This is a genomic window from Desulfosporosinus sp. FKB (assembly GCF_002196705.1).
Taxonomy (GTDB): Bacteria; Bacillota; Desulfitobacteriia; order Desulfitobacteriales; family Desulfitobacteriaceae; genus Desulfosporosinus.
Genome location: NZ_NADJ01000040.1, coordinates 527,651 through 540,251, shown reverse-complemented (window position 1 = coordinate 540,251; position 12,601 = coordinate 527,651). Strand labels below are relative to the sequence as shown.

Annotated in this window: 12 protein-coding genes; all 12 read left to right on the top strand. The window is 48.6% G+C overall.

Translation table 11 applies throughout. The annotated features are described in order from the left end of the window. The first annotated feature begins 12 nt into the window (after positions 1–12). The 12 genes from mreC to B5Y67_RS24035 all read left to right on the top strand — a co-directional run bounded on the left by mreC (position 13) and on the right by B5Y67_RS24035 (position 12,477). Entirely contained in the window at positions 13–879 is an 867-nt protein-coding gene (mreC, locus tag B5Y67_RS24095) for a rod shape-determining protein MreC (protein ID WP_088228914.1), read from the top strand. After that, positions 879–1,385 carry a rod shape-determining protein MreD gene (gene mreD, locus B5Y67_RS24090; RefSeq protein ID WP_088228913.1) on the top strand — a complete coding sequence of 169 codons (507 nt, stop codon included), beginning with the start codon at positions 879–881 and terminating at the stop codon, positions 1,383–1,385. Before mreC ends, mreD begins: the two co-directional genes overlap by 1 nt. A gap of 206 nt (positions 1,386–1,591) precedes the next feature. After that, positions 1,592–3,697 (top strand): penicillin-binding protein 2, encoded by a 2,106-nt coding sequence (gene mrdA, locus B5Y67_RS24085; RefSeq protein WP_088228912.1) that lies wholly within the window; start codon positions 1,592–1,594, stop codon positions 3,695–3,697. 111 nt (positions 3,698–3,808) lie between these two features. Further along, positions 3,809–4,489 carry a septum site-determining protein MinC gene (gene minC / locus B5Y67_RS24080; RefSeq protein ID WP_088228911.1) on the top strand — a complete coding sequence of 227 codons (681 nt, stop codon included), beginning with the start codon at positions 3,809–3,811 and terminating at the stop codon, positions 4,487–4,489. A 37-nt stretch (positions 4,490–4,526) separates the two neighbouring features. Then, a complete protein-coding gene (gene minD / locus B5Y67_RS24075) occupies positions 4,527–5,321 on the top strand; it encodes a septum site-determining protein MinD (RefSeq protein WP_088228910.1) in 795 nt (264 codons plus the stop codon). A gap of 29 nt (positions 5,322–5,350) precedes the next feature. Continuing rightward, entirely contained in the window at positions 5,351–5,629 is a 279-nt protein-coding gene (gene minE, locus B5Y67_RS24070; protein WP_088228909.1) for a cell division topological specificity factor MinE, read from the top strand. Between the two features lie 173 nt (positions 5,630–5,802). Continuing rightward, a complete protein-coding gene (gene rodA / locus B5Y67_RS24065) occupies positions 5,803–6,963 on the top strand; it encodes a rod shape-determining protein RodA (protein WP_088228908.1) in 1,161 nt (386 codons plus the stop codon). A gap of 114 nt (positions 6,964–7,077) precedes the next feature. Beyond that, positions 7,078–7,860 (top strand): M23 family metallopeptidase, encoded by a 783-nt coding sequence (locus B5Y67_RS24060; protein WP_088228907.1) that lies wholly within the window; start codon positions 7,078–7,080, stop codon positions 7,858–7,860. A 74-nt stretch (positions 7,861–7,934) separates the two neighbouring features. Beyond that, positions 7,935–8,825 carry a M50 family metallopeptidase gene (locus tag B5Y67_RS24055; protein ID WP_088228906.1) on the top strand — a complete coding sequence of 297 codons (891 nt, stop codon included), beginning with the start codon at positions 7,935–7,937 and terminating at the stop codon, positions 8,823–8,825. A 110-nt stretch (positions 8,826–8,935) separates the two neighbouring features. Continuing rightward, positions 8,936–10,792, top strand: coding sequence for a TIGR03960 family B12-binding radical SAM protein (locus B5Y67_RS24050; protein ID WP_088228905.1), 1,857 nt, complete (start codon positions 8,936–8,938; stop codon positions 10,790–10,792). Continuing rightward, entirely contained in the window at positions 10,789–11,499 is a 711-nt protein-coding gene (locus B5Y67_RS24045) for a TIGR03936 family radical SAM-associated protein (protein WP_088228904.1), read from the top strand. Before B5Y67_RS24050 ends, B5Y67_RS24045 begins: the two co-directional genes overlap by 4 nt. 699 nt (positions 11,500–12,198) lie before the next feature. Continuing rightward, positions 12,199–12,477, top strand: a complete 279-nt coding sequence (locus tag B5Y67_RS24035) for a hypothetical protein (protein ID WP_088228902.1) — start codon at positions 12,199–12,201, stop codon at positions 12,475–12,477. Positions 12,478–12,601: the final 124 nt, after the last annotated feature.

Sequence of the window (12,601 nt, the reverse complement as noted above, 5' to 3'; positions counted from 1 at the left end):
GGAGGAATCTTGGTGGGGAAGAGAGTTAATGTAACGGGAATTGCGGTTCTCGTTTTCTTTCTGTTACTAGGGGTATTGATAAGTATTCGCTTGACAGGTATCGGCAGTCGGTTTCCCAACCCTGTTGGGGGAGCGATGCAGCGAGTGCTGAGTGTTGTAGAAAAACCAATTCTTCAGTTAGGAAACGGGATTCGGGATAATACCAAAGCCTTGTGGAATTTTAGAAATGTAGAACAAGAAAACCAGGACTTACAAAAAAAAGTTGATCAGTTAACCGGTGATAACCTTAAACTTAAACAACAAGTCTTAGCCGGATTAAGGTACAACGAGCTCGATCAGGGGATCTTTCGCAGCCCGACCCTTGACAAATATGTCAAAGTGGGGGCTTCGATCATCAACCGCAATCCGACGACTTGGTACCGGACGCTGACCGTTAATCGGGGTAGTCAGGACGGGGTTCAGGTTAATGATCCTGTGATCGGAGACTTGGGGCTCGTAGGTAAGGTGGTGTCTGTTTCACCAACGACGTCAGAAGTTCTGATGATTCTCGATGGTGAAGGAGAAGTAAGCGCCGTTGTCCGCGGCAGTACCGGCACCGGTACTTTCGGAATTGTCCAGGGGACGTATAAGCGAGGCTCGCGTCTGACTCCTGAGGGAAATCTGGAGATGCTCTTTCGTCGAGCCGACAATGTTAATGTCGGCAATCTGGTCCTGACTTCAGGCCAAGGCGGAGTATATCCCCAAGATGTTCCCATCGGGAAAGTCAAACAAATCGAGCTTGATCCATCAGGACTTCTCAAAACAGCTTATATCGAACCTTTAGTTGATTTTGACTCCTTAGAAGAGGTGTATATAGTTAAAGTGGTGGGGGCGAAATAATGCGCTACATCCTAATTGCTTTAATGTTCATCCTTAGTCTGATCCTGCCGGGAACTCTCTTTCACTTCTGGGCCTGGTCGGGGATTAAACCGGATCTTCTGATCTTGTTAACCATCTATATGGCCATGCACCACAGGCGTCTTTCGAGTGTGCTTTGGGGTTTGGGAGCAGGTTTATTGGAAGACTTTTACTTAGGCAGGTATATAGGAATGTATACCCTCACGTTATTGGTAGTGGCCTTCTTAAGCAATTGGCTGACGGAACGTTGGTATCGTGATAACTTTCTGTTAACCACCTTCATGGTTTTCATTGTCACGGTTGTTGGCCAAATCTGTGTTGCCTTTTTAGGACTGGGAGCGGGGCTGCAATGGTCCATGGGGGATATTGCTCAATTAGTCTTGGGAGTTGCGCTATATAACGCTGTTCTGGTTCCTGTAACCTATCCTTTGATCCATAGGTCCTTTTTGCACGGCTGGCTGCGCTATCGCCCCAGGTATGATCGATAAATAAATAATAACTCGCTGCCTTTATATGCATATAATAGAGGCTATACACAAATAAAATAATAAAAGGTTACTTCACAAATAAAGGCTAGAAAGATTTTAGCAGTTGGATCGACTCTATTTTAAGTGACGTTTAACTGGTAACTGCCGTTCTTCGATTCATAGAATCCGTTTCGAACCACGTATAGTAAATTGGAGGAGTTTTTGAGATGGATGACAAAGAACGAAAGCCATATATACATCGTTTTTGGGGACTCTCCACGGTGGTTTTGCTTGTATTTTTAATTTTAGGCTTTAACCTTTGGCGCTTGCAGATTGCTGAAGGATCTTATTATTCCGAAATGGCCAAGGGCAACGTGATGCAGGTTGTGAAAATTCCAACGACCCGAGGGGATATTGTTGATAAAAACAATAAACTTCTGGCCACCAGTGTACCGGAATTTGTTTTAACCTTGGACTGGCTCGATCTGCAACAGTCGAAAACCACAAACTGGAAGGACGTTGTCAAACGTTTAGCGGGCTTTATTAGACCCTATTGGACTAACCCCAATGAGAGTGTTGATAACATCGATGTGGATATTTTGGTCAACATCCAAAACCATCAATGGGAACGCTACCGTCCAGTGACGATTATGGACAATGTTCCTCAGGAACTTCAAGCCATCATTGCTGAGCATCAGGATGAGCTTCCCGGTGTCAGTGTCGATGCAACACCGCTTCGCTCTTACCCTCAGCATACCCTGGCAGGTCAGATTCTTGGCTATGTGCGGGAGATTGGTCCCAACGAGATAGATCAGTTTAATAAAAACCCGGATGCCCAAAAGGCCGGCTTTACTTATTCTCAAGGAGATTTGGTGGGTAAGGACGGTGTGGAGAAAAGCTATGATTTTTGGCTGCGCGGCCAGGAAGGCGTTCAACAAGTAGAAGTTGACAATAATGCCCGCCCCCTGTCCAAAAAAGTGGTTCAGCCTCCCGAACCGGGAAAGACAGTTCAGCTAACCATTGATGCAGATTTGCAAAAAACTGTCGAAGACAGCCTTGATCAGGTTATCGCCGATGTTCAGAAGACGACGAATCCTAACGCCAAGTCGGGTGCTGCTGTGGTTATTGACGTTAATACCGGCAAGATTCTGGCTATGGCTTCCCGCCCGAGTATGGACCCGAATGATTTAATCGGCAATATTTCTCAGGCCGTATCGGATAAATACTTTACCAATAAAGATGCACCTGCTGCTTCTCTGGACCGTGCCTTAGCCGGGCTTTACCCGCCTGGTTCCACTTTTAAAATGATTACAGCTATGGCTGCCTTACAGCTGAAAGTGACGAATCCGCAGGAACAGATCAATGACACCATTTCGTCCTTGGGAAATATGGTAGCCCAGCGACAGGGGTTTGTTGAATGGGGCGGCAATAACTTTGGTCTTGTAAACCTCTATCGGGCTATAGCCTTATCGTCAGATATTTATTTTGAGGTCATAGGCCGGCGGGTGTTCGATTCAAATCCGGAATTTATTGGCCAGATTGCCCATGAATTCGGCTTAGGTACGTACAGCGGCGTTGATTTGCCCGGAGAAGCGAAGGGACTTGTACCGTCAGCGGCCTGGAAAAAAGCCAATAATCAGCCTACCTATGATAAACAGAGGGATCAGAAACTGGCTGACATTGACAGCAAATATGCGTCCAAGATCGCTCAGGCGAAGGATGCTCAGACTAAACAAAAACTCCAGGCCCAGGAAGACCAGGAGAAAAAACAGGTTCAGGTTTGGTATCAGCAAATGATCAGCCAGAATGTCGATTGGCAAGCTTATGACAGCTATAACAATGCTATCGGGCAGGGGTATAATGATTATACGCCTCTCCAACTGGCGGATTATGTAGCAACTATAGTGAATGGCGGAAAACACTATCGTCCCTATATCGTCAATAAAATCACAGATCCCATTACGGGAAAAGTTGTCAAACAAAATGAGCCGCAAGTTACAAATACGGTGTCCATTTCGCCTGATGTTTTAAATACTGTTAAACAAGCCATGAAGGCTACGACACAAGGAGAAGGAACAGCGTCCTTTCTATTCTCCGACCTTCCGGAATTCTCAGGGGGTGCTAAAACAGGTACTGCGCAAATCGGGTCGAAAGATACAATTTCGGGTGAACTCTATAATGGAGAGTTTGTGGCCTTTGCTCCTTATGATCATCCTCAAATTGCCTTTGCCGGTGTCGTTGAATATGGCAGTCACGGCGGGGATACCGCAGGATACGTCGCTAGAGCGGCATTTATGAAGTATTTTGGGTGGAAATCCACGAATGGGGGCTAAAAAACGAGGAAATTTCTCCTCGTTTTTTTTTAAGAAGAAAAGGGAATTGGGACAGGCTTGTAGAATTTATAGTAAGCATTGATTATGAGAAGCAATGGAGGATTGTGCAGGTTGACACGGACAGAACATGTTGCCCTGAAGGGTACCCGCGAAGGATTAGTGCTATACTTTGATCCCCTCGCGGATTTTGGATTGTTGCTAACGGAACTCAACAAGCTGCTGAAGGATTCAGTTCAATTCCTGCAAGGTGCGACGGTTCGGTGTTTTGCTGGAGACAAAGAATACTCAGAGGATGAACATGATCAGCTAACAAATCTTTTACAAGAGCATCAGTTGGAACTTGGGGGATGGTTAACGACTGAGGAAGTGTACGTGCCAGGAAAAGTTCAATCCCAGGCAATTGAGAAAGAAACGCGACTTGGAGATGAAGGAATGGTGGAAGGACCTTGCCTTTTCGTAGAGCGCAACTTGCGTAACGGCAATAGTGTGCAATATGAGGGTCATGTAGTTGTACTGGGTGATGTCAATCCTGGTGCTGAAATTATTGCAACGGGGAACATTGTTGTTTTAGGATCCTTGCGCGGTGTTGCTCATGCAGGAGCAACCGGTGAACGGAAGGCCTCAGTAAGCGCCTATCATCTTGCCCCTACTCAGCTAAGAATCGCAGATTTAGTTACCAGAGCGCCGGATGAGGATGCAGAGGAACGTGGACCGGAAATTGCCAGAATCAAAGATGACCGCTTGATTGTAGAAGCAGCCGGTTTAACTGGTTTTCGTGCTAAGGGTCGTTGAGAAGAATAAAGAACTAAGCGGAAAGGTAGGTCAAACTATGGGAGAGGTAATCGTCGTAACTTCCGGTAAAGGGGGCGTAGGCAAGACCACAACATCAGCAAATATCGGGACAGGACTTGCGTCGGCAGGTTTTAGCGTCGTTTTAGTTGATACAGATATCGGGTTACGTAATCTTGATGTTGTGATGGGACTGGAGAACCGGATTGTCTATGATCTTGTGGATGTAACGAGCGAAAATTGCCGTTTAAAGCAAGCGCTCATTAAAGATAAACGTTTTCCCAATCTCCACCTGCTTCCGGCGGCGCAAACGAAGGATAAAACAGCCGTCAGCCCGGAGCAGATGAAAGCCTTGGCAGAGGAGTTAAAGAAAGAATTTGACTATGCAATTATCGATTGTCCCGCAGGCATTGAGCAAGGTTTCCGCAATGCTATTGCCGGAGCAGATCGAGCAGTTGTTGTCTGCACTCCTGAAGTCAGTTCGGTGCGGGATGCTGACCGGATTATCGGCCTCTTAGAGGCGGCAGATCTTAAAAACCCTAAATTAATTATCAATCGCATTCGTCCCCAGATGGTAAAACGTGGGGATATGATGGATATCGATGATATCCTGGATATTTTGGCTATTGACTTGATCGGGGTTGTCCCGGAAGATGAGAGTATTGTCATTTCTACGAACCGGGGAGAACCTTGTGTTATGGATAAAAATTCTAAGGCTGGAGAGGCCTATCGCAGAATCACCAAGCGGATTCAGGGCGAGGAGGTTCCTCTGATGAATTTAGAGGTACCGGAAGGACTTATGGATAAACTTAAGAAACTCATCGGCTTACGTTAATCGTTCGGTAGTGAGAGGAGGGATCGTCCTTGTTAGAATTTATCAGCCGCATCCTTGGCAAGGAAACTGCCTCGAGCAAGTCGCTGGCCAAAGAACGTCTGCGGCTCGTTTTGGTTCATGACCGTGCCAGTATATCACCAGCCATGCTCAATCGGTTGAGGGAAGATTTGGTTCAAGTAATCTCCAACTACATGGAAATTGACGAATCTGCCCTGGAATTTAATCTTTGTCAGGATGAACGGGATGTGGCCTTAGTGGCTAATATTCCGGTCATTAAGATGAAACGCGATTATGCGGCAAAATGTTAAGTCAATAATAAGTCATTAAGCAGGTCAATATGTTGGGAGAATGTTGGTAACGCTGCAGCGACAGAAATAAGTTGCTGCAGTCTTTTCCTATTTCTTTCCTTTTTAATATATTGGGGAGAAAAGTCGAGTTGTGTTATAATGTTTAAGGATTATAACTGAAGGGGACTACTTTTGTGGATAAACGTGTATATAGAAACATAGACCTGTTGTTTGTAGTCTTTACATTCCTGCTTTTAGCAGCGAGCTTATTTATTCTCAGCACCGCTTCTATCAATGTGGACAAGGCAGACCCTATGCATTATGTCAAAGCCCAAGCGATTTGGATAGCCAGCGGGATTGTGATTGCGATTGTTCTGGCCGGTATTGATTATCAGAAATGGCGGCATTTTCGCTGGTGGATATACGGTCTGAATCTCGCTCTGCTGGGAGCGGTTATCCTATTCGGTTCCAGCGCCAAGGGAGCAACCCGCTGGATTCCCATCACCTCAACGATTACGATCCAACCCTCGGAATTCGCTAAGATTTTCATTATTCTTACCCTGGGGGACTTTTTAGCGGAGCGACAAGGAAAACTGAATGACTTCAAAGATTTTATCCCGCCCTTTCTCTTCGTTTTAATCCCCATGCTCTTGATTTTTAAACAGCCTGACTTGGGAACTACTTTGGTTTTTGCAGCGATTTTCATCGGCATGATGTTTGTTGCCGGTGCGAATCCCTACAAATTCGGGGGTTTGTTATTGGGTGGAGCCTGCATCGTGGCCGTTGCTCTCTGGCTTCACTTCGCGACGGACCTGCCTTGGTGGCTGCATTGGGCCCAAGGACTTCCGCTTCCCATGCAGGACTATCAGTTAAAGCGGCTGACGATTTTCGTTAATCCGGCGGCAGATACCTCAGGTGACGGTTACCATATCATTCAATCCATCTGGGCCATCGGCTCGGGAGGTTTCTGGGGCAAAGGGTATCGCATGGGTACACAAGGGCAGTTGAATTTTCTCCCTGAGCACCATACGGATTTTATTTTTTCCGTTGTTGGTGAAGAATTTGGCTTTATCGGTACGGTGACCTTGCTCTTCATTTTCTTGATTTTTATTCTCCGCAGTGTCAGTATTGCTATGAAAGCACGAGGAACTTACGGGATGCTGATCGGAACAGGAATTATCTCGATGTTTACCTTTCATATCTTAGTCAATGTGGGGATGACTTCAGGGATTATGCCTGTAACCGGTATTCCCTTACCGCTGATAAGCTTTGGCGGAAGCGCCATGTGGTCCAATATGGCGGCAGTGGGACTGCTGCTGAGCATCAATCTCAGGAGTCAGAGGCTAATGTTCTGATTGGATCAGAAATAGAACTCTCAGGAGTTCTATTTTTTTTGCCCTCTCATAGACTAGTAAAGAACTAGTACGAGCTTGGTCATAGCGATCAACGGTAAAGTGAGGCCTTGCAGTATGAATCCTTTTGAACGTTGGGATGATTGGGAATGGGAACGAGCGATCCAAGAGGTTGGGAAAGGAAAAGGACAGGGAAGGGCAGGGAACCGTAATTACAATCCCGCTGGGCAGCGGCCATCGCCCAGGGAGACCTGGGGCAACATCTTTAAGCATTGGAACGGAATCCAGAAACAGACACTTATTGCAGCTATGTTATTTCTCCTGGTTTTCTTCAGTGCCAATGGTACGGACGGCATCTCGCAGGCGGTCCACAGTCTCTACCGCAGTGCCATGGACTCGGGAAATTATTATGATACTCTGAACGGAATGGCCAAAGATGCCCTGTCTCTCGGTGGTGTCAGCAATAACAGTGTTCCCGTTGATGCTAAGATGTTGGGACAGTTTTTGCCGCCCATTTCCGGGCAAGTGATGGCTAAATTTGGGGTCAAAGGCGAAGGCGGAACGAATGCTGCCGGTACAGTCCATCAAGGCATTGACGTTCTCAGCGCTTTGGGAAACCCTGTGGCTGCGCCGGCCGACGGAGTCGTCACCTTCGTGGGCAGTGACCCTCAGTTAGGGAATGTCGTGAAAGCCGATTTAGGTGACGGATGGACGACGGTGCTGGGAAATCTGGGCACAGTTTATGTTGAAAAAGGCCAACGGATCAACCGGGGAGGCGTTCTGGGGACGGTTGGTTTATCGGCTCCTCTGAAGAAGCCCTGGCTGCACTTTGAACTGCGCAAGAACAACAAACCCCTTGATCCGATACCATACTTGATTCCACCTCAGTCTAAAAATTAGGGGCTAACCTCCTGCGGGTTATTGAATCTAGAGAAAGAGGTGAAATCTCCGGTTTACGAAAACCGGGTTTAATTATGGAGCTTTTTAAAGTTTTTGGCATAAGCCTGCGAATCCATCCGACATTCTTTCTTTTCTTGGCAATTTATGGGGTCCTGGGTCTTGTTGCCCAGGCTCTTCTTATCTTCGCCTTGGTCTTAGGTCATGAGTTGACCCACCTTTTAACGGCTCGGGCCTATGGCTTCAGAGTCGTCGGTCTGGAACTTTTTCCCTTTGGCGGTGCAGCCTATTGTGATGATCTTTTTGAGGGGCGAAAAGCCGAGGAGAGCATTATGGCTCTGGCCGGTCCGGCTTTTAATATCGTACTTTTGTTTGTAGCCCAAGGCCTAAGGTGGCAGGGAATTTGGACAGGTGATTTTGCCGATGCTTTTGTTCGCTATAATCTCTGGCTGGCAGTGTTTAACTTATTTCCTGTCTTGCCCTTGGACGGCGGGCGGATTATGCGGGCACTTTGGGCGGATGCTTTCGGTTTTGTGCGGACGACGAAGTTTTTGGCTTGGGCAGGGAAAGGGCTGGGGGTTCTGCTGGCTCTTTATGGAATCTTTCTCTGGAGTAAGGGACAGTTTTCTGAAGGCCCTCTGACCTTTATAATTCTGGGAGGATTTTTCTGGCTGGCAGGCAGCAAGGAAATTTCGGCTGCGCATATCACCTTTCTCCGGCAGTTAACCCATAAGAAGGAGGAACTGCTCAAGAAGGGACTTATGCGCAGCAAGTGGCTCACGGTTCAGCCCAATACTCCCTTGGTACGCATTGTTGAGGAATTTACCCCAGATCGTTACACCCTTATCAGTTTGACAAAGGAAGGAATGGATCTGGAAAAAATTCTGACAGAAACGGATGTCTTAGAGGGCATGTTAAGAGAAGGAATTCGTTTTCCCGTGGGCAAGTTGGAGAAAAAGAGCGGCTGATTTTAATGATCTGGAAACCTAAGGGAACTTGGACAAAATATTGGGTATTTTGGACTATCTGTGATATAATGTAAGTTCACAAAGGAGTGCAAGGAGGCTTCACTAAAATCATGAGTGAACTTACTGCGGCGGAGCTTCGCCGGCAGGTAGAAATGTTTTTGCCTAAAGTTTTGAAACCAAGCCGTTACCTGGGTTCGGAATGGAACGCGATAAAAAAGGACTGGGATAAAACAGAGGTCCGTATGGCTTTTGCTTTCCCGGATGTCTATGAAGTAGGAATGTCCCATCTGGGAACTAAGATTCTTTACCATTTGGTAAATTCGTTTCCGGAGTTTCTCTGTGAAAGGGTTTTTGCTCCCTGGGTGGATATGGAGGAAATGCTGCGGCAAAAGAAGCTTCCTCTTTATACCCTCGAATCCTTTCAGCCGCTGCAAGCCTTTGATGTTATCGGCTTCACGCTGCAGTATGAAATGAGTTTTACCAACATTCTCAATATGCTCGATTTAGCAGGTATTCCTCTGCGCTGCGAGGAACGTAAAGAGGAGGATCCCTGGATTATTGCCGGGGGACCCTGTGCCTTTAATCCTGAACCTTTGGTCGGATTTGTTGATTTCTTTTTACTGGGCGAAAGCGAAGAACAATTGCCGGAAGTGCTGCGTCTGATTGCTGAGCAGAAGAAACATCCCCTGCCGCGCCGGGAGTTTTTGCTGCGAGTGGCCCAAGTCCAAGGCGTATATGTTCCGGATTTCTACCATGTATCCTATAAGCCGGACGGACGGATTGCGGAGATTAAAGCAGAACCCGGTGTTCCGGCCGTCGTGGAAAAAGCCATTGTGGAAGATTTTGATCAAGCTTTTTTCCCGACGAAGCCTATTGTTCCTTATATGGAAATTGTCCATGACCGGATGATGCTGGAAGTCATGCGCGGTTGTTCCCGGGGCTGTCGTTTTTGTCAGGCAGGCATGATTTATCGGCCTGTACGGGAGAGATCAACAGAAACTCTCCTTAAACAGACGGAAGAACTGGTACGCTCCACAGGGTATGATGAAATTGCGCTGACGTCACTTTCCAGCGGAGATTATACCTGCATTCAGCCGACGATTCATTCCATTATGGAAAAACATAGCTGTGAAGGCGTGGGGGTTTCACTGCCCTCTCTGAGAGTCGACTCTTTTGATGTGGATCTCGCCGAGTCCATCCAAAAAAGCCGCAAATCCGGTTTGACCTTTGCTCCGGAAGCCGGATCTCAGCGTTTGCGCAATGTGATTAACAAAGGTGTTACTGAGGAAAACCTGCTGGCTGCTGTAGGGGCTGCTTTCCAAAAGGGCTGGTCCAACATTAAGCTTTACTTTATGATGGGACTGCCGACGGAAACTCAGGAAGACATTGACGGAATTGCGGATTTGGCCAAAAAAGTGGCTAATCTGGGGACCCAGCACGGGCGACGCAATGTGAATGTGACGGTTTCCACCAGCATTTTTGTTCCCAAAGCGCATACTCCTTTTCAGTGGGAACCTCAGGAGTCACATCTTTCCGTAAAACTGAAGCAGAACTATCTGAAAGAGAAACTTAGGGATCGGCGCATAAAATATAATTACCATGACATGGAGACCAGCTATATGGAAGCCGTTTTTGCCAAGGGAGACCGGCGCTTAGCTCCGCTTTTGGAATGGGCGTTCAAACATGGCTGCCGTTTTGATGGTTGGTCTGAACATTTTGACCAGGAGACTTGGATGGAAGGATTTAAGGAACTGGACATCGATCCTAAGTTTTATGCCAACAGGGCTATGGATTATGATGATATCCTGCCTTGGGACCATTTAGAAAGCGGTGTAACCAAACAATTCTTGGTTGAAGAGCATCATCGGGCGCTGCAGGAAGCGAGGACCATTGATTGTCGGTATGATGTCTGTACCGGGTGTGGTATTTGCCCGGGCAGAGGAGTTCAGATTGATTTGAAAGGGTGAGTGCCATGCGGCTAAGGATCGCCTATACCAAAAAAGAAGATGCTAAGTTTATTGCCCATCTCGATTTAACTCGGGTCTTTGAGCGGGCAATCCGGCGGGCAGGGATTAGAATGGTCTATACAGAAGGTTTTAACCCCCGGCCCAAAATCTCCTTCGGTTTCGCTTTAGCGGTGGGAACAGAAGGGGAACGGGAATATGTGGATATTGACCTGGAACGGGAGCTGGAGCTGGGAGATGCCTTAGGACGAATTCAGGAACAGCTGCCTTCGGGAATCCGGCTTTTGGAAGGTCAGGTTTTGACGACGGGAGCTAAGCCGTTGATGGCTGTCTTGAATGCGGCGAGTTACCGGATGCGTGTGCCTATGGCTCTGCCGATTCAGGAGGACCGCCTCCAGGAAGGGCTGCAAGCCTGGCTGGGCCGGGACCATGTGACGTTTTCACGCTATTCGAAAAAGGGACCGACGGATAAGGATATTCGTCCCTGGGTGAAGAGTTTAACGGGGAATATTCAGGGCGATGAGGTTGTCTTTGAATTGGAAGTTGAGATGGGGAATGCGGGCAGCGTTCGGCCGGAGGAAGTTCTGGGCAGCCTTCGGGAGTTGGAGAATTTGCCGCTTGATTTGGATAACTTGCGGGTTAAGAGGACGGGTGTGCATGTGAGTTATCAGGGGCGGAAGAGTTCGCCGTTTGAGTTGCTCGCTGAGTAGGGGCCGCGCGGTTGCGGGTCTTGCTGGGGAGCGAGGGGCGCGTCACCTTGTTCAACCATGCGGTCGCCGGCCAAACTAGGGCTTTAAATTCTTGATGGAAGAGGGCAGGGTGCCCGGCCTATGCGTCATCCCTGACGCAAGGCCGGCGGGAAACGTCCTGTTTCCCGCCCTGCTGGATGCATGAGAATTTAAAGCCGAGTTTGGCAGCGGCTCCCGCAGAGGTTTCTCGCCGGTGATCGCGCCCCTCGCTCTGAAGCTCGGGCGGCAACGCTTGGGTATTCCTACAGGGCTCGCTGAGTGGGGAAACGCGGTTGCGGGTCCTGCTGGGGAGCGAGGGGCGCGTCACCTTGTTCAACCATGCGGTCGCCGGCCAAACTAGGGCTTTAAATTCTTGATGGAAGAGGGCAGGGTGCCCGGCCTATGCGTCATCCCTGACGCAAGGCCGGCGGGAAACGTCCTGTTTCCCGCCCTGCTGGATGCAAGCGAATTTAAAGCCGAGTTTGGCAGCGGCTTCCGCAAAGGTTTCACGCCGGTGATCGCGCCCCTCGCTCTGAAGCTTGGGCGGCAACGCTTGGGTATTCCTATTGGGGCTCGCGGAGTAGGGGCCCGTTGCGGGTCCTGCTGGGGAGGGAGTGGCGCGTCACCTTGTTCAACCGTGCGGTCGTCGGCCAAACTAGGGCTTTAACCCCTTGATTTGGAGTGGGCAGGGTTCCCGGCCTATGCGTCATCCTTGACGCAAGGCCGGCGGGAAACGTCCTGTTTCCCGCCCTGCTGGATGAAAGAGGGGTTAAAGCCAAGTTTGGCAGCGGCTCCCGCAAAGGTTTCTCGCCGGTGATCGCGCCCCTCGCTCTGAAGCTCGGATGGCGCCTTGGCATTCCTGCTCGTATTCCTAATAGAAACGCTTGGGGCAGAATTAGCTTAGAACTTGCGCTTACAAAAGGGAATCTCTTTGATAGAGTGGCTCGCCAAACTTGGTGAAAGAGGTGCTTGCATAGCGGGACGGAACACAGGCCCCTTCCCGCCATCCATGGCTCCAGGGGCACTAGGCCATCCGTGGCCGTCGGGCGTGTTCCGCCGGCATTCGGACAGGACGTCCGATATG